Below are 17,756 nucleotides of genomic sequence, written 5' to 3' on the forward strand. Positions count from 1 at the left end.
TGAGTTTGGCGCTGATGATCGTATCTAACGCTCAGAGAATTGGAATCCAGCTCGCACGCTGGATGCCATTGTTCGCAAGACTATCGCTTTTTTGCGAGGCGTTTCCCTACCTGAATTTTTTGTCCTGTTGCATCCGCTTGGATTACTGCAACATTTCAGCGCGAACCACAGGGAAAGAGAGAAATATGTGTCATGGCAAAGGACGATGTCAGTAAAAGGGACGATGTCAGTCAATAGCCTGGCTTTGGCGAGTGTGCTGGGTATTCTGCCGCTGCTTTTTTTACCGCAGATCCCCGCACCAACGCTGCTGTGGTGGGGGATGGGGCTATCCACCTGCGTGATGTTAGCCGGATATCGTCACGCGGGGATACGCTGCGTGGCGCTTGTTGCCATGAGTTTTTGCTGGGCATCGTTGAATGCTCAAACTTTACTGTTACAAATCGAGCGCGTTACGCAGGGTCAGGTTAACGCTGTCGTGACGATCAGTAGCATTCGGTTCAATGAGCATGATGATGATTTGATCACGGTGCGGCTGGAAGAGATCAATCAGCACAGAGTCTTCCCTCCATTATATGCCCAACTGACCTTATCTCCGGCGATGGAAAACTGGTGTGGTGGTCAACGTTGGGCAATCACCGCCAGTCTACGACCTATTCACAGTCGACTAAATGAAGGCGGTTTTGATAGCCAACGCTGGGCGATAGCCAAACGGCAACCGGTGTCGGGTCGTGTGATAACGGCAAAGGCGGTTGATAGCCAGTGTGACTTTCGCCAGCGCACGATTATACAGGCGGAGCAGCAGGTGCAGGGATTAGCGTGGCGTTCTATTTTACTGGCGCTGACGTTTGGTGAGATGAAAACGGTTAGCCCGGAACTCAAGGCGCTACTTCAGAATACTGGGACGATGCACCTGATGGCGATCTCTGGCCTCCATATCGTACTTGCGGGGCTAGTGGGTTGGGGAATGGCACGGGCGTTACAGTATGGCTTTCCTGTGCAGTGGATTGGCTATCGCTTCCCATTACTGACGAGCGCTGTGGCTGCCTGGGGATATGTCTGGCTGGCAGGAGGAAATCCGCCTGCGGTGCGATCGGCACTGGCGCTTAGCGTATGGGTTTGCCTAAAAGTGTGGAGCGTCAACGGTTCAGCCTGGCAGGTCTGGCTATGGTGTGTTGCGCTGATTCTGGTCAGCGATCCATTGAGCGTACTGTCAGACAGTTTTTGGCTATCTTGCCTCGCTGTCGCATCGCTCATTTTCTGGTTTCAGTGGGCACCGCTTCCTCATCGGCTACAGACCCGACGGCGCTGGTTCTGGCTGCGCTGGGTCCACCTGCAAACGGGAATCACGCTGCTATTGATGCCCTTGCAGCTTCATATTTTCCACGGTTTCAGTATCACTTCGCTGCCCGCAAACCTTTGGGCTGTGCCTTTGGTGTCCTTCGTTACCACGCCGCTCATTTTGCTGGCATTGAGCACGCTGGCATTCGCGCCGCTGAGTGAAATGCTCTGGTGGCTGGCGGATATTTCGCTGCGTGTGGTATTCGCTCCGCTGACGTATCTACAGACGGGGTGGGTATATCTTGATGCATCGCTGCTGCTCGTGAGCGTCGCGGGCTGGGGCGCGGTGGTGATATGGCGCTTTAGCTGGTGGCTCGTCTATCCGATGAGTGTCAGTGCTCTGATTGTGGTTTTACTGGTTTTTCGCATAAAGACTGATGAACCGGACTGGCGCGTGGACATGTTGGATGTCGGGCATGGTCTGGCGATTGTGATCGAGCAGCGTGGGAAAGCAGTGCTATACGACACGGGAAACCGCTGGGAAGGAGGCGATATGGCGACGCGAGAAATTCTACCTTACCTGCGATGGCGGGGCGTCGACGTGGAAAACATTATTCTGAGCCACAGCCATAGGGATCACATCGGCGGGTTGGAAACGCTACGGGTGGCTTACCCTGAAGCAACGATATATAGCGCGACCAACGCGATGCATCATCGTCCTTGTCTACGCGGCGAACGTTGGCGTTGGCAGGATCTCACGTTTACCGTGCTGTGGCCGTTAGCGCTAGTAGAACGGGCGGAAAATAACGACTCCTGCGTTATTCGCGTTGATGATGGAAAATACAGCGTCTTACTGACAGGCGATCTGGAATTAGATGCGGAAAAGGCATTGATTAGGCTAGATCGTCATGCCCTGCGTGCGAATTTGTTACAAATCCCTCACCATGGCAGTAAGACATCTTCGTCGCCTCCTTTTATTCGTGCGGTTAATGCCGAATTCGTTATGGCTTCTGCGGCGCGCTATAACCCGTGGCGCCTGCCTTCAGTAAAGGTTGTTGAACGATATCGGCAATATGGCTACTCATGGCTGGATACTGCGTCATTCGGGCAGTTAAGTGCACATTTTTTCAGCGATTCATGGCACATTCTGCGGTTCAGGGATCACATATCGCCCCGTTGGTATCATCAGTGGTTTGGCGTAGAGCGGTATAATGAGTAAAATAGTCGGCTATTTCTTCCCGATTCAGGTTCACTACATGCTGAATGATAAAGATCTCTCCACTTGGCAGACTTTTCGCCGCCTATGGCCGATGATCTCTCCTTTTAAGGCAGGGCTTGCTGCTGCTGCAATCGCACTCATTATTAACGCAGCTGGCGATACGTTAATGCTTTCTCTGCTCAAGCCCCTATTAGATGAGGGATTTGGTAAAGCAGAACGTTCCGTATTGCTGTGGATGCCGCTGGTCGTCATTGGGTTGATGCTCGTGCGGGGGGCGTCAGGTTTTGTTTCCAGCTATTGCGTTTCCTGGGTTTCCGGCAAAGTGGTGATGAATATGCGTCGCCGCCTATTCTCCCATATTATGGGTATGCCGGTGTCGTTCTTCGATCAGCAGTCAACTGGGACATTGTTATCCCGCATTACCTATGATTCGGAGCAGGTTGCAGCGTCGTCATCTGGCGCGTTGATTACGGTTGTCAGGGAAGGGGCATCGATTATCGGCCTGTTTATTCTGATGTTCTACTACAGTTGGCAACTGTCCATCATCCTGATTGTGATTGCGCCGATCGTATCGATTGCTATGCGTGTGGTATCCAAACGCTTCCGCAATATCAGTAAAAACATGCAGGACACGATGGGCCATGTCACTACCAGCACGGAACAAATGCTTAAAGGCCACAAAGAAGTGCTGATGTTTGGCGGTCAGGACGTTGAGACTAAACGTTTCGATCAGGTCAGCAACCGGATGCGTCAGCAGGGCATGAAAATGGTGTCCGCCTCGTCAATTTCCGATCCCATCATTCAGTTGATTGCTTCGCTGGCATTGGCCTTTGTGCTGTATGCCGCTAGTTTCCCCAGCGTGATGGAAACCTTAACGGCTGGGACGATCACGGTGGTGTTCTCTTCCATGATTGCGCTGATGCGTCCGCTAAAATCACTGACCAACGTGAACGCGCAGTTCCAACGCGGTATGGCTGCATGCCAAACGCTGTTCGCCATTCTGGATATGGAACAGGAACGTGATACCGGCAAACTGGAAATCGAACGTGCTAAAGGTGAACTCGAATTCCGTCAGGTGAATTTCGCCTATCCAGGAAGAGAAAATCTGGCGCTGAAGAATATCAATCTGCATATTCCCGTGGGTAAAACGGTGGCGTTGGTTGGTCGTTCTGGGTCAGGTAAATCGACTATTGCCAGTTTGATCACGCGTTTTTACGATATTCAATCCGGTGAAATTCTGCTCGATGGTCACGATCTACGTGAGTATCGTTTGTCTTCCTTACGCAATCAGGTGGCACTGGTTTCTCAAAACGTTCATTTGTTCAACGATACGGTAGCGAACAACATCGCCTATGCCCGCAATGAGCACTATAGCCGTGAGGACATCGAGCGTGCGGCCACAATGGCGTATGCGATGGACTTCATCAATAAGATGGAACATGGTCTGGATACGATCATTGGTGAAAATGGCGTGATGCTTTCCGGTGGACAGCGGCAGCGCATCGCGATTGCCCGTGCGCTATTACGTAATAGCCCGATACTGATATTGGATGAGGCGACGTCGGCGCTGGACACGGAATCTGAACGTGCCATTCAGTCTGCACTAGACGAACTGCAAAAAGATCGTACCGCACTGGTGATTGCACACCGCCTTTCCACGATTGAAAAGGCAGATGAGATTCTGGTGGTTGAAGACGGCAGAATTATTGAACGTGGTGACCATACTGCCTTGCTGGCGGCGAACGGTGCCTATGCTCAACTGCATAGAATGCAGTTTGGCGAATGATTGAGCGCATCTGGTCTGGGCGGTCGCCGCTCTATTGGCTGCTGCTGCCGCTTTCGTGGCTATACGGACTCATCACGTTTCTGATTCGCCAGAGCTATCGACTAGGATGGCGGAAAAGCTGGCGATCGCCCGTTCCCGTTGTGGTCGTGGGGAATCTGACGGCAGGCGGTAATGGGAAAACACCCGTCGTCATTTGGCTCGTCGAACAGCTGCAACGCAGAGGCTATCGTGTCGGCGTAGTATCACGTGGTTACGGTGGGAACGCTGAACGTTATCCGCTGCTACTGGATGAGTCGGTCACGACGGCGCAGGCAGGTGATGAGCCAGTGCTGATTTTCCAGCGCACCGGTGCGCCCGTGGCGGTTGCCCCGCGTCGGCGGGATGCGGTGAGCGCATTATTGGCACAGCACACGCTAGATGTGGTGATCACCGACGATGGATTACAGCACTATGCGTTAGAAAGAGATATCGAACTGGTGGTGATTGACGGAGTGCGGCGTTTTGGCAACGGATGGTGGCTGCCTGCTGGCCCAATGCGGGAAAGAGAAAGTCGTCTGGCGTCGGTGGATGCCGTTATTGTTAACGGCGGCACGCCGCGCGCAAACGAGATAGGCATGACACTCACGGCAGGTATGGCGGTTAATTTGCTTTCTGGTGAATCCCGCCCGCTGAACCAGTTGCATGATGTCGTTGCGATGGCAGGCATCGGACATCCGCCGCGTTTTTTTGCGACGCTGCGCGAGGCTGGCGTTAGCATTGCACGTGAAGTCGCCTTTGCTGACCATCAATCGTACCAGCCAGAACAGCTCGACTCGCTGACTCAGGATGCGATGCAACCGTTGCTAATGACGGAAAAAGATGCCGTAAAATGTAAGGCGTTTGCTCAGGGTAACTGGTGGTATCTGCCCGTCGATGCCGTGTTAGCCGAGCCCTACGGCACGCAATTGCTCGACAAACTGGAACATGTGCTTAATCGGAATGCGGGCAGCAGAGCATAAATTGGTCTGCTACCACGGTTTCAGATATCCCTTGTGGGTATCACCTTATTAGATCGCTGCTGTAGCGAGAAAGAATATGCCGGTCATCGATCGGCCAAATATGGAGGAAGCATGGATCACCGTTTACTTGAGATTGTTGCCTGTCCTGTTTGTAATGGTCGGCTGTACTTTAATAAAGAGAAACTGGAACTGATATGCAAGGTCGATGGTTTGGCCTATCCGGTTCGTGATGGTATCCCTGTGCTGCTGGAAAATGAGGCGCGTAAACTGGGGGCTGATGAGATAACACAATGACCTTTACTGTGATCATTCCTGCGCGTTTTGCGTCAAGCCGGCTGCCGGGTAAACCGCTGGCGGACATCAACGGCAAACCAATGGTCGTCCATGTGATGGAACGAGCGCTGGAATCGGGGGCACAGCGCGTTATTGTGGCCACCGATCATCCCGACGTCGAGGCTGCCGTGCAGCAAGCCGGTGGAGAAGTGTGCCTGACCCGTGCCGATCATAATTCTGGTACGGAGCGTCTGGCTGAAGTCATCGAACGTTACGGTTTTACTGATGATGACATCATCGTGAACGTTCAGGGCGATGAACCGCTCATTCCTTCGGTTATCATTCGTCAGGTGGCGGAAAACCTTGCTGCCAGTAAAGCGGGAATGGCAACGCTGGCGGTGCCGATTGAAACCAGCGAAGAAGCATTCAACCCGAACGCGGTAAAAGTGGTTACCGACGCAGAGGGATACGCGCTGTATTTTTCCCGTGCGACGATTCCCTGGGACAGAGAGCGTTTTGCTCAGTCTAAGGAAACCATTGGCGATCACTTCCTGCGCCATATCGGTATCTATGCTTACCGTGCGGGCTTTGTGCGTCGTTATGTCAGTTGGGCACCGAGCCAACTGGAGCAAATCGAATTACTGGAGCAACTACGCGTGCTGTGGTACGGCGAGAAGATTCATGTTGCGGTCGCCAAAGCCATTCCTAGCGTCGGCGTGGATACCCCAGAAGATCTGGCCCGCGTACGGCATGTCATGGCGAGTCAGTAAGTCCTACCATACCCGCCTGTTATAAGCACGTCATGGGGGAATCTATTCTCTTGCCGGAATAGACTTTCCCCCATGATGTTTCTCTTAATAGGATACTTTATCTTTTAAATTATTTAGCACTTATTTAGATAACTATTCTTAAAAATTCTTAAATTACGCGGCGTCGCTTTATTTATGCGGATGGTTTATTCCCATGCTGAATTGAATCATCGCGAGGGGAACTTTTATTTTCATAGTTAAATGCTACTATCAATTTGCCATGTTTTTGCATGGCGTTTTGTTATTTCAACTAAGGACGGTAATGATATGAATGCTAAACGTTACATCGCAAAAATTCTTCTCGGCGGCATGTTAATGGGGGCTGCCGCGGGCAGCAGCGCGGCGGTTTATTACATGGCTCCCAACGGCGACGACGCGAATAACGGCAGTAAAAACTCGCCCTGGAAAACAATCGACCGTGCACAGAAAACATTAAACCCTGGCGACCGCCTGTGGATCCGTGGCGGTAAATATGTATTTACCAAAGGGCTAAACGTCTGTACGACGCGTACCGATGTGGTGAACGCGATCACGCTGAGTAAGAGCGGCACTGAAGGTAAGCGCATTGAGTATTGGGCCTCTAGCGGGGAAGTGCCGATTTTTGATTTCAGCCAGATGCAGGATGATTGCCGGGTTAAAGGGTTCAACGTCGTTGCAGATTGGGTTTCCGTAAAAGGGCTGGAAATAACCGGTGTCCCACAGCGTAATAACCTTAACCATGAATCCTGGGGGGTGTGGATAAGGGGCAGCAATAATATATTCGAGCAGTTGAATATTCACCATATTATGGGAACCGGGCTGTTCATCCAGCGTGGTGGGAATAACCTGGTATTGAATAGTGACTCTCACCATAATTACGATCCACTGACCTCTAATGGTGCTGGCCAAAGTGGTGATGGCTTTGGTGCGCATATCCCTGCTAACCAACCGGGTAATATTTTCCGCGGTTGCCGGGCGTGGTCAAACTCGGATGATGGCTTCGATTTAATTAATGCCTATTCTCCGGTGCTCATTGAAAATTCCTGGGCCTGGTCGCACGGTTATTTACCGGGGACGACACAATCACTGGCTGCGGGTAACGGTAACGGTTTTAAAATCGGTGGCTACGGCGGTGTTTATGTGGCGAATGCGGTGAAGCATACCGTGCGTAACTCGGTGGCGTTTTTAAATAAAGCAGCGGGTTTTTATGCCAATCACCATCCGGTAGCGAACGATTTCTTTAACAACACGGGCTATAAAAATAACCCGAACTTTACTATCCGCGGCATCGATGCAAACGGAAAAGCGATTGGGCTGGGTACGCTACGCAACAACGTTTCTCACGGTGGTAAAGACCTGTCGTTCTCCGATGGCGCGAACATGCGCTATAACTCGTGGGATCTGAAAATTGCAGTATCAGATTCTGACTTCGAGAGCGTGTCCGTGACCGGATGGGATGCACCGCGTCAGGCCGACGGCAGTTTACCAGTGCTGAAGAGTCTGCGTCTTGCTTCAGGTAGCGCGCTGATCAACAAGGGTGGCGATGTCAAACTGCCTTATAAAGGATCAGCACCAGACCTGGGTGCCTTTGAACGCGAATAATGGCGACGTATTAACACGCTAGCCTATCACTCTCGATATTCCCTGCTGACGGGCAGGGAATATCGCTGCAACAACCCCGGCAGGGTGTGCTCCCTGCCGTCATGAGATCCCCGCTTATACGCTAAATAATTCGAGTTTCAGGCAGGCGGCAAGCGAGGGACAAATTCGTCGGGAACGAATTTGACCAGCCAAAGGCTGGCCTTCGGTGAGAGACAGGATGTCTCTCATTTCATCCCGATGAGCTTACATAGGTAAGTGATTCGGGTGACTGAACGATGCCAACGCACATGCAACTTGAAGTATGACGAGTATATTTGATCTGCGTTGAAGTATTTGTCATCCGCTCACCGCATCATGGTGAATGGAGCTATTTGGCTCAACTGAGGTATCGCCGTTTATGGAACAGTTGAAATCGGAACTCAGTACGGTGTTAGGGGAAAGCCTCAGCCGACTTGAGCGCATAAGCGAACAGCCGTATGCGGATCTGTATGCCTTGTATGATAAAGAAGGCAACGCCATTCCTTTGTTGGCTAAAAGTTATGTTTGTCAGGGCGTGGCACAGCAGGAAGCTTACAAACTCTCGATGCTGGCGCGTGAGGGCGACGTGCGTCTGCCAACCGTTTACGGGCTGGTGCTGACGCAACAGCAGCCTTATCGGGAACTGCTGCTGATTGAGCGTTTGCGCGGTGTGTCGGTGGAAGCGCCACCACGAAGCGGCCAGCGCTGGACCTTGCTGATGGACCAAATCGTTGAAAATGTATTGGCCTGGCACCGAATTGATAGTCATGGCTGCGTCGGTTCGGTGGACAGCACGCAGGACAATGATTGGTTCAGTTGGTATCAACAGCGTCTGGAAGTCCTGTGGTCCACGTTGCTCAATGTCAATGCGCCACAGCTTACGCAGCAGGACCGGAGCGTGCTTTATCGTTCGCGCCAGTGTTTAGAGATGCTGTTTGAGGATTTCGAAGATGGCTGCGTGCTGGTACACGGTAACCTGTCGCTGCGCAGTATGTTGAAGGACGCACGTAGCGATCAGCTATTGGCCATGATCAATCCGGGAATGATGCTGTGGGCACCCAGAGAGTATGAACTCTTCCGCCTTTGTGAGTCCGGCATGCCGGAGCAGTTGCTTTATCACTATCTGAAACAGGCACCGGTGTCTGAATCCTTTGTCTACCGGCGCTGGCTATATGTCATTTGGGAAGCGGTATCCCGCTATATCCACACGGGACAGCTAGACCGTCAGCTATTTGATGTGGCTTCCCGTGAGTTGTCCCCTTGGCTGGAGTGAGCCTGCGGTTGTTCCGCGTCGTGCGGTGCTGCCGTGGTTCCCTTCAGTGCCTGCCAGAGGCGACCGAGCGTTTCATACCAGGCTCGCTCGCTGTGCGATAAATAGTAAGCGGAAGGGAATACTTTTTCCCACGGGTTGAGCGCGGAGGTGATCGCCATCTGGTTGGCTGGCGCGGGAATCGGCGCTAACCCCTGAGCCTGGAAGAATCGCATGGCGCGAGGTAAATGGTTGGCTGAGGTCACCAGCAAGAAAGGGCGTTCGCCAACAATCTTAGCCGTTGCCGCCGCTTCCTCTTCCGTATCCCTTGGCGTATCCAGAATGATGATGTCCTGCTGGGGAATGCCCAAGCTTTCGGCGACCAGTGCCGCGGTTTTCGCACTGCTGACAGGGTTCCCCTGAGCGGCTCCACCGGTAAAAATCAATTTTGCGCCGGGATTGGCATGATAAAGGCGAACCCCTTCCGTGACGCGCGGGAGGCTGTTGCTGATGAGATTAGAACTGGGTGCCCATTCTGCGTTATAGGTATATCCCCCGCCTAGCACGACAATATACTCGGCTTTGCTCGCCTGTGGCGTCTGTCGCCAGGTCGGGTAGTGTGATTCCAGTGGTAATAAAAGTCGATCGGCAACAGGTTGTAGGCTGAGCAGAATAAGCATCAGCCAACTGGCTAATATTATCGTTTTCCCCGTGCGCTGCCGCTGGGTAAACCAAAGCAGCAACAGGCCAACACCCATCAGAAGCAATAGCAATGGCAGGGGCTGAAGAAGGCCACCGACGAACTTTTTGAGTGTGAAAAGCATAAAATTGCATTCCTTTTGAGTGAAAAAACCGCATTTGGGAAGATATCATGCGGTAAGGCCATTTATTCTAAGCCAGCCTGTGCCAAAATGGCAGACTGTAAAAAATCGCATCGCGCAGACATGTCCTGCACGAGATCCCCGTTTATATGATGCGGAACAATGACTGATGCAGGATCGCAATTTTAACGATATCGCCGAAAAATTTGCTCAGAATATCTATGGCACGACGAAGGGGAGACTTCGGCTGGCGGTATTGTGGCAGGATCTTAGCGATCTTTTGACCCGACTTCCGGCACGGCCTTTGCGCATCCTTGATGCGGGAGGCGGTGAAGGGCAGATGGCTTGTCGTCTGGCGGCTTTAGGACATCAGGTCTTGTTGTGCGATGTTTCCGGTGAGATGATTCAGCGCGCCAAAAATGCGGCAGCGGAGCAGGGCGTTACCCATAATATGCGTTTTGTGCAGTGTGCCGCACAGGATGTCGCGCACTATATGGACAGCCCCGCCGATCTGATATTGTTCCATGCGGTGCTGGAGTGGGTCGCGCAACCGCAGCAGGTACTGAAAACACTGTACGATTGCCTGTCGCCGGGTGGTGCCTTGTCCCTGATGTTCTATAACCATCATGGGCTGTTGATGCGTAACATGGTGGTGGGCAATTTTGATTATGTTCAGGCCGGAATGCCTAAGGGCAAACGGCGCTCGCTCTCGCCGGATCACCCGCTGAACCCGCAAGACGTGTACGGCTGGCTTGATGAGATGGGGCTGACCATTAGCGGGAAAACTGGCGTGCGCGTGTTTCATGACTACTTGAAAAACAAACAGCAGCAAGTTGAGAAATTTGACGACATTCTGGAGATTGAACAGCGGTATTGTCGGCAAGAGCCTTTTGTGAGTTTGGGCCGTTATATCCATGTCATGGCGCATAAACCCCATTTGAAGGATGCATTATGAGTGATTTTTCCCAGACTGTACCCGAACTGGTCGCCTGGGCACGAAAAAACGATTTCTCCATTTCTCTCCCCACCGAACGTCTGGCGTTTTTGATGGCGATTGCCACGCTTAACGGCGAACGCATGGATGGTGAAATGAGTGAAGGTGAGTTGATTGATGCCTTCCGTCACGTGAGTCAGGGATTTGATCAGACGAACGAAACCATTACCCTTCGCGCCAATAACGCGATTAACGATCTGGTGCGCCAGCGCTTGCTTAACCGTTTTACCAGCGAACAGGCCGAAGGTCATGCGATTTATCGTCTGACCCCGCTGGGGATTGGCATTACCGATTATTACATTCGGCAGCGTGAGTTCTCGACGCTGCGTCTTTCCATGCAGCTCTCTATCGTGGCGCAAGAACTCAGTCGTGCAGCCGATGCGGCGGAGGAAGACGGCGATGAGTTTCACTGGCACCGCAACGTATTTGCGCCGCTGAAATATTCCGTTGCAGAAATTTTTGACAGTATCGATCTGTCACAGCGCGTAATGGATGAGCAGCAGCAGGGCGTTAAAGACGATATCGCCGCGCTGTTAAATCAGGACTGGCGAGCCGCGATCAGTAGCTGTGAACAACTGCTGACGGAAACGTCATCGACGCTGCGTGAGCTACAGGATACGCTGGAAGCCGCAGGCGACAAATTGCAGACGAGCCTGTTGAGCATTCAGGATGCGATTATGAATAATCCGCATAATCTGGAATTTGTCGACAAGCTGGTATTTGACCTGCAAAACAAACTCGATCGCATCGTGAGCTGGGGACAGCAGACGATAGATCTGTGGATTGGTTATGACCGCCACGTACATAAGTTTATCCGTACCGCGATTGATATGGATAAAAACCGCGTCTTTGCCCAGCGGTTGCGTCAGTCGGTGCAGAGCTATTTCGATAGTCCTTGGGCGCTGACGTTCGCCAATGCCGATCGCATGCTGGATATGCGCGACGAAGAGCTGACGCTGCGTAGTGAAGAAGTCACCGGTGAACTGCCGCCGGAGCTGGAATACGAAGAGTTTAGTGAAATGCGCGAGCAGCTTATCGCGCTGGTCGAGCAGGCGCTGCATAAATATAAAGCGCAACAGATTCCGCTGGATTTGAGTGAAGTGATGCGTGAATACCTCGCGCAGCATCCTCGCTCGCGGCATTTTGATGTTGCCCGAATCGTGGTCGACCAGGCTGTACGTCTGGGCGTAGCCGAAACAGATTTCACCGGATTGCCTGCATTGTGGCAGGCGATCAATGATTACGGAGCCAAGGTGCAGGCCCATGTCATCGACAAATATTGAACAATTTATGCCAGTGAAGCTGGCAACCGCGCTGTCGAATACTCTCTTTCCTGCGCTGGACAGCCAATTGCGCGCCGGGCGTCATGTTGGCATTGAAGAACTGGAAAACCACGTATTTTTGATGGATTTCCAGGAGGTGCTGGAAGCGTTCTACAGCCGCTATAACGTGGAACTGATTCGCGCGCCGGAAGGGTTCTTCTATCTGCGTCCGCGCTCTACCACGCTGATCGCTCGCTCGGTGCTGTCTGAACTGGATATGATGGTAGGGAAAATTCTCTGCTATCTCTATCTGAGCCCAGAACGTTTGGCGCACGAAGGCATTTTCAGCCAGCAGGAGCTGTATGAAGAGCTGCTGAGTCTGGCGGATGAAAGCAAACTGCTGAAGCTGGTTAACCAGCGTTCGACCGGTTCCGATCTGGATCGCCAAAAATTGCAGGAAAAAGTCAGAACGTCGCTTAACCGCTTACGTCGGTTAGGCATGATCTACTTTATGGGCAATGACAGCAGCAAATTCAGAATTACTGAATCGGTGTTCCGCTTCGGGGCTGATGTGCGCAGCGGCGATGATGCCCGCGAAGCACAGCTACGCATGATTCGCGATGGTGAAGCGATGCCTGTTGAAGGTAGTTTGTCGCTGAAAGATGACAGCGATGACAATGATCGCACCGATGATACCGCGCCAGAAACGGGCGAGGATGAATAAGAGCTTATCCCATTCCTACTGGGGCAGGCTTTAAGTGTTGAGGATGAACAGGAATGATTGAACGCGGTAAGTTTCGCTCACTAACGCTGGTCAACTGGAACGGCTTTTTTGCCCGCACCTTCGATCTGGACGAACTGGTTACCACGCTATCCGGCGGTAACGGTGCCGGGAAATCCACCACGATGGCCGCCTTTATTACGGCGCTGATCCCTGACCTGACGCTGTTGCACTTCAGGAACACCACCGAAGCCGGTGCCACCAGCGGCTCACGCGATAAAGGTCTGCACGGTAAATTGCGCGCCGGCGTCTGCTACTCCACGCTGGATGTCGTTAACTCACGTCATCAGCGCGTGCTGGTTGGGGTCCGTCTCCAGCAGGTGGCAGGGCGCGACCGTAAAGTCGATATCAAACCCTTCACCATTCAGGGATTACCGACGGCGATACAGCCGACGCAAATTCTGACGCAGATGGTCGGCGATCGTCAGGCGCGTGTGCTCTCATTACAGGAGCTGAAAGATCGCGTCGAGGAGATGGAAGGCGTTCAATTCAAGCAGTTTAACTCCATCACCGACTATCACTCGCTGATGTTTGATTTAGGCGTGGTGCCGCGTCGTCTGCGTTCTGCTTCCGATCGCAGTAAGTTCTATCGTCTGATCGAAGCGTCGCTGTACGGCGGTATTTCCAGCGCGATTACTCGCTCGCTGCGTGACTACCTGCTGCCAGAAAACAGCGGCGTACGGAAAGCGTTTCAGGATATGGAAGCCGCGCTGCGTGAAAACCGCATGACGCTGGAGGCGATTCGCGTCACCCAGTCCGATCGCGATCTGTTTAAACATCTGATCTCTGAAGCGACCTCCTATGTTGCCGCCGACTACATGCGGCACGCCAATGAGCGCCGTATTCATCTGGATGGGGCGTTGGAACTGCGTCGTGACCTGTTCTCCAGCCGTAAGCAACTGTCCAGCGAGCAATATCGTCATGTAGAAATGGCGCGGGAGCTGGCGGAGCAGAGCGGGGCCGAAGGCGATCTGGAAACAGATTATCAGGCCGCCAGCGACCACCTGAACCTGGTGCAGACAGCGATGCGCCAGCAGGAAAAAATCGAGCGCTATAACGCCGATCTGGAAGAATTGAGCTATCGCCTCGAAGAACAGAACGAGGTGGTGGAAGAGGCACGGGAGCAGCAGGCGGAAAATGAAGAACGTGCCGATGCTGCCGAGCTGGAAGTGGATGAGCTGAAAAGCCAGCTTGCCGATTATCAGCAGGCGTTGGACGTGCAGCAGACGCGTGCTATTCAGTACCAGCAAGCTCAGCAGGCGCTAGAACGTGCCCGCACGCTATGTCAGTTGCCGGATTTAACGGCTGAGAATGCGGATGAGTGGCTGGACAGCTATCAGGCCAAAGAGCAGGAAGCGACAGAAATTTTGATGCTGCTGGAGCAAAAACTGAGCGTGGCCGATGCGGCGCACGGCCAGTTTGAACAAGCCTATCAGCTGGTGACTAAGATTGCTGGTGCGGTGAATCGCAACGAAGCCTGGCAGGTTGCGCGCGATTTGCTGCGTGACAGCGCTTCACAACGCTATCAGGCGGAGCGGGTACAGCCGCTGCGGATGCGGTTGTCTGAGCTGGAACAGCGACTGCGTGAACAGCAAGATGCCGAGCGGTTATTGCAGGATTTCAGCAAACGCAACGGTCAGGATTATCAACCGGAAGAGCTGGAATCCCTCCAGCAAGAACTTGATGCCCGCATAGAAACGCTGTCATCGCTGGTGGCGGAAGCGGGTGAGCGTCGCATGGCGCTGCGTCAGGAGTTGGAGCAAACCCAACAGCGAATTCAGAAGCTGACGTCGCGTGCGCCAGTCTGGCTGGCTGCGCAGGAAATGCTGACGCAGTTGAGCGAGCAGAGCGGCGAAACGTTTGAAGATAGCCGTCAGGTAACGGAGTTCATGCAGCAGTTGCTGGAGCGCGAGCGTGAAACCACGGTTGAACGTGATGACATCGCTGCGCGTAAACGGCAGATCGAAGCGCAGATTGAGCGCCTGAGTCAACCCGGTGGTTCGGAAGACCCGCGCCTGAACGCGCTGGCGGAACGCTTTGGCGGCGTGCTGCTGTCTGAGATTTATGATGACGTGACGTTGGATGATGCGCCGTACTTCTCGGCGCTGTATGGCCCCTCCCGCCATGCCATTGTGGTATCCGATCTCTCGCTGGTTCGCGATCAGCTTGCCGGTCTGGAAGACTGTCCAGAAGATCTGTACCTGATCGAGGGGGACCCGCAGTCGTTTGATGACAGCGTATTTGCCGTTGACGAGCTGGAACGTGCCGTCGTGGTGAAAGTCGCGGAGCGCCAGTGGCGTTATTCGCGTTTCCCAGAAGTGCCGCTGTTTGGCCGCGCCGCGCGGGAAATGCGCCTGGAAAGCCTGCGTGATGAGCGCGAAGCGCTGGCGGAACAGTATGCCACGCTGTCGTTTGACGTGCAGAAAACGCAGCGCTTGCACCAGTCTTTTGGTCGCTTTATCGGTACCCATCTGGCCGTTGTTTTTGATGACGATCCCGAAGTGGAAATCCGTACGCTCAGTGCCCGTCGCGGCGAGCTGGATCGGGCGATGGCGAGCTTTGATGGCGAAAACCAGCAGCAGCGTCAGCAGTACGATCAGGCGAAAGAAGCCAGCGCACAGCTGAATAAACTGATTCCGCGCATTAGCCTGCTTTGCGATGAGACATTGCAGGATCGTGTGGAAGAGATTCGTGCGGAACTGGATGAAACGGAAGAGTCTGCCCGTTTCATTCAGCAGCACGGTGCAACGCTGGCTAAGCTGGAACCGTTGGTTTCTGTCCTGCAAAGCGACCCGCAGCAGCATGAGCAGTTGCAGGAAGATTATGCGCAGGCGCAGAACGCCCAGCGGCAGGCAAAACAGCAGGCGTTTGCGTTGACCGAAGTTGTGCAGCGTCGCGCGCACTTCAGCTATGCCGATTCAGCTGGAATGCTGGGTGAGAATGCTGGCTTGAATGACAAACTGCGCCATCGTTTAGAACAGGCTGAAGCAGAACGGACAAAAGCGCGTGAGCAGCTACGCCAGCATCAGGCACAGCTGACGCAGTACAGTCAGGTTCAAGCCTCGCTGAAAAGTTCTTACGATGCCAAACAGGACATGCTGAAGGAACTGACGCAAGAACTTCAGGATATCGGCGTACGTGCGGATGCGGATGCCGAAGCGCGCGCTCGTCAGCGTCGTGATGAGCTGCATGCCGCATTAAGCACCAACCGCTCGCGGCGTAATCAGTTGGAAAAACAGATTACGTTCTGTGAAGCAGAAATGGACAGTTTGCAGAAGAAGCTGCGTAAACTGGAGCGTGATTACCATCAGATGCGTGAGCAGGTTGTGACGGCGAAAGCGGGCTGGTGTGCAGTCATGCGTTTGGTGAAAGACAACGGCGTCGAGCGCCGTCTGCACCGCCGTGAACTGGCGTATATGGAAGGCGATGAACTGCGTTCCATGTCGGATAAGGCGTTGGGTGCGCTGCGTCTGGCGGTTGCGGATAACGAACACCTGCGCGATGTGCTGCGGCTTTCCGAAGATCCGAAGCGGCCCGAGCGAAAAATCCAGTTCTATATCGCCGTTTACCAGCATCTGCGTGAACGTATCCGTCAGGATATTATCCGCACCGATGATCCAGTTGAAGCCATTGAGCAGATGGAGATCGAGCTTAACCGTCTGACGGAAGAGCTGACGGCGCGTGAGCAGATGCTGGCCATCAGTTCTCGCAGCGTGGCAAACATCATTCGTAAAACGATCCAGCGCGAGCAGAACCGCATTCGGATGCTGAACCAGGGGCTGCAAGCGGTCGCATTTGGTCAGGTGAAGAGCGTTCGCCTCAACGTCAACGTGCGCGAAGCGCATACCACGCTGCTCAACGTGTTGTCCGAACAGCAGGAAATGCATCAGGATCTGTTTAACAGCAACCGTCTGACCTTCTCGGAAGCGTTGGCAAAACTGTATCAGCGCCTGAATCCTGAAATTGACATGGGGCAGCGCACGCCGCAAACCATCGGTGAAGAGCTGCTGGATTACCGAAACTACCTTGAAATGGAAGTTGAAGTTAACCGTGGCGCGGATGGTTGGCTAAGGGCGGAAAGTGGGGCGCTGTCGACTGGGGAAGCCATCGGTACTGGGATGTCGATTCTGGTTATGGTGGTACAGAGCTGGGAGGAAGAGTCTAAGCGTTTACGCGGTAAAGATATTATTCCATGTCGTCTGCTCTTCCTCGATGAGGCGGCGCGTCTGGATGCCAAATCGATCGCGACGCTGTTCGAGCTCTGCGATCGGCTGGAAATGCAGTTGGTCATCGCGGCACCGGAAAACATCAGCCCCGAGAAGGGAACCACCTATAAGCTGGTGCGTAAAGTCTACCAGAACAACGAGCACGTCCATGTGGTCGGGCTGCGCGGTTTCGGAACGGAAGCGCCAGAGACGCAAGAGCAAGCCTCATAGTGGGGAAGCGGTAAAGGTGATCGTTGTAAACCTTGCCGCTATGTTCTTCTATAATGATAAAGCCGCTTTTTAAGCGGCTTTATTTTTTTCGTAAAGTGTTGCGTAAAGGGAATGTTGAATGCGAATAGCTTCATCAAACGCGTAAGATAATAACCAGAAGAAGAAGCAAAAATATTTTTCTCTTTATATACTGACGATAAAACGATGCAGACCGTAGAAGGATTTGCGGTTTTATGTTGCAAGGTGGCGTA

At 53.1% G+C, this 17,756-nt stretch carries 12 protein-coding genes; 11 read left to right on the forward strand and 1 reads right to left on the reverse strand.

The features are described from left to right. Positions 1-223: 223 nt before the first annotated feature. From DMB82_RS09070 to DMB82_RS09100, 7 genes are all read left to right on the forward strand, one after another. The gene (locus tag DMB82_RS09070; protein WP_116163528.1) at positions 224-2,497 is read left to right on the forward strand and encodes a ComEC family protein; all 2,274 of its coding nucleotides are present in this window, start codon (positions 224-226) and stop codon (positions 2,495-2,497) included. A 37-nt stretch (positions 2,498-2,534) separates the two neighbouring features. After that, positions 2,535-4,283 (forward strand): lipid A ABC transporter ATP-binding protein/permease MsbA, encoded by a 1,749-nt coding sequence (gene msbA, locus DMB82_RS09075; protein WP_102116528.1) that lies wholly within the window; start codon positions 2,535-2,537, stop codon positions 4,281-4,283. Next, positions 4,280-5,281: a tetraacyldisaccharide 4'-kinase gene (gene lpxK / locus DMB82_RS09080; protein WP_116163432.1), complete on the forward strand. Its 1,002-nt coding sequence runs from the start codon at positions 4,280-4,282 to the stop codon at positions 5,279-5,281. The genes msbA and lpxK overlap by 4 nt, the downstream gene beginning before the upstream one ends. A gap of 111 nt (positions 5,282-5,392) precedes the next feature. Then, positions 5,393-5,575: a Trm112 family protein gene (locus DMB82_RS09085; protein ID WP_005967647.1), complete on the forward strand. Its 183-nt coding sequence runs from the start codon at positions 5,393-5,395 to the stop codon at positions 5,573-5,575. Then, entirely contained in the window at positions 5,572-6,324 is a 753-nt protein-coding gene (gene kdsB / locus DMB82_RS09090; protein ID WP_102116294.1) for a 3-deoxy-manno-octulosonate cytidylyltransferase, read from the forward strand. Before DMB82_RS09085 ends, kdsB begins: the two co-directional genes overlap by 4 nt. A 306-nt stretch (positions 6,325-6,630) precedes the next feature. Next, positions 6,631-7,944, forward strand: coding sequence for a pectate lyase PelN (gene pelN, locus DMB82_RS09095; RefSeq protein WP_116155624.1), 1,314 nt, complete (start codon positions 6,631-6,633; stop codon positions 7,942-7,944). 397 nt (positions 7,945-8,341) lie between these two features. Beyond that, complete coding sequence (locus DMB82_RS09100; protein WP_010309630.1) at positions 8,342-9,235, forward strand: YcbJ family phosphotransferase; 894 nt, start codon at positions 8,342-8,344, stop codon at positions 9,233-9,235. On the opposite strand, the gene elyC is transcribed toward DMB82_RS09100, so the two are convergent. After that, complete coding sequence (gene elyC, locus DMB82_RS09105; RefSeq protein WP_116163430.1) at positions 9,187-10,035, reverse strand: envelope biogenesis factor ElyC; 849 nt, start codon at positions 10,033-10,035, stop codon at positions 9,187-9,189. The two genes, DMB82_RS09100 and elyC, sit on opposite strands and share 49 nt — an antisense overlap. Before the next feature lie 166 nt (positions 10,036-10,201). Here elyC and cmoM point away from each other — a divergent pair, with 166 nt between their 5' ends. From cmoM to mukB, 4 genes are read left to right on the forward strand one after another with little or no spacing between them, the layout of a single operon-like run. After that, positions 10,202-10,987, forward strand: a complete 786-nt coding sequence (gene cmoM / locus DMB82_RS09110) for a tRNA uridine 5-oxyacetic acid(34) methyltransferase CmoM (protein WP_102116298.1) — start codon at positions 10,202-10,204, stop codon at positions 10,985-10,987. Further along, positions 10,984-12,309, forward strand: coding sequence for a chromosome partition protein MukF (gene mukF / locus DMB82_RS09115; protein ID WP_116163428.1), 1,326 nt, complete (start codon positions 10,984-10,986; stop codon positions 12,307-12,309). Before cmoM ends, mukF begins: the two co-directional genes overlap by 4 nt. Continuing rightward, the gene (mukE, locus tag DMB82_RS09120) at positions 12,290-13,012 is read left to right on the forward strand and encodes a chromosome partition protein MukE (RefSeq protein ID WP_102116300.1); all 723 of its coding nucleotides are present in this window, start codon (positions 12,290-12,292) and stop codon (positions 13,010-13,012) included. Before mukF ends, mukE begins: the two co-directional genes overlap by 20 nt. 53 nt (positions 13,013-13,065) lie before the next feature. Further along, on the forward strand, positions 13,066-17,505 hold the full coding sequence (gene mukB / locus DMB82_RS09125) for a chromosome partition protein MukB (protein ID WP_116155623.1): 4,440 nt from the start codon (positions 13,066-13,068) through the stop codon (positions 17,503-17,505). Positions 17,506-17,756 lie beyond the last annotated feature (251 nt).

Origin of the sequence: Pectobacterium aquaticum (assembly GCF_003382565.3) — a bacterium.
GTDB lineage: Bacteria > Pseudomonadota > Gammaproteobacteria > Enterobacterales > Enterobacteriaceae > Pectobacterium > Pectobacterium aquaticum.

Excerpts from the sequence above, each read along its gene's own strand:
- DMB82_RS09070 (WP_116163528.1), top strand. The coding sequence starts at position 224 with ATGTCAGTCAATAGCCTGGCTTTGGCGAGTGTGCTGGGTATTCTGCCG.
- msbA (WP_102116528.1), top strand. The coding sequence starts at position 2,535 with ATGCTGAATGATAAAGATCTCTCCACTTGGCAGACTTTTCGCCGCCTA.
- lpxK (WP_116163432.1), top strand. The coding sequence starts at position 4,280 with ATGATTGAGCGCATCTGGTCTGGGCGGTCGCCGCTCTATTGGCTGCTG.
- DMB82_RS09085 (WP_005967647.1), top strand. The coding sequence starts at position 5,393 with ATGGATCACCGTTTACTTGAGATTGTTGCCTGTCCTGTTTGTAATGGT.
- kdsB (WP_102116294.1), top strand. The coding sequence starts at position 5,572 with ATGACCTTTACTGTGATCATTCCTGCGCGTTTTGCGTCAAGCCGGCTG.
- pelN (WP_116155624.1), top strand. The coding sequence starts at position 6,631 with ATGAATGCTAAACGTTACATCGCAAAAATTCTTCTCGGCGGCATGTTA.
- DMB82_RS09100 (WP_010309630.1), top strand. The coding sequence starts at position 8,342 with ATGGAACAGTTGAAATCGGAACTCAGTACGGTGTTAGGGGAAAGCCTC.
- elyC (WP_116163430.1), bottom strand. The coding sequence starts at position 10,035 with ATGCTTTTCACACTCAAAAAGTTCGTCGGTGGCCTTCTTCAGCCCCTG.
- cmoM (WP_102116298.1), top strand. The coding sequence starts at position 10,202 with ATGCAGGATCGCAATTTTAACGATATCGCCGAAAAATTTGCTCAGAAT.
- mukF (WP_116163428.1), top strand. The coding sequence starts at position 10,984 with ATGAGTGATTTTTCCCAGACTGTACCCGAACTGGTCGCCTGGGCACGA.
- mukE (WP_102116300.1), top strand. The coding sequence starts at position 12,290 with ATGTCATCGACAAATATTGAACAATTTATGCCAGTGAAGCTGGCAACC.
- mukB (WP_116155623.1), top strand. The coding sequence starts at position 13,066 with ATGATTGAACGCGGTAAGTTTCGCTCACTAACGCTGGTCAACTGGAAC.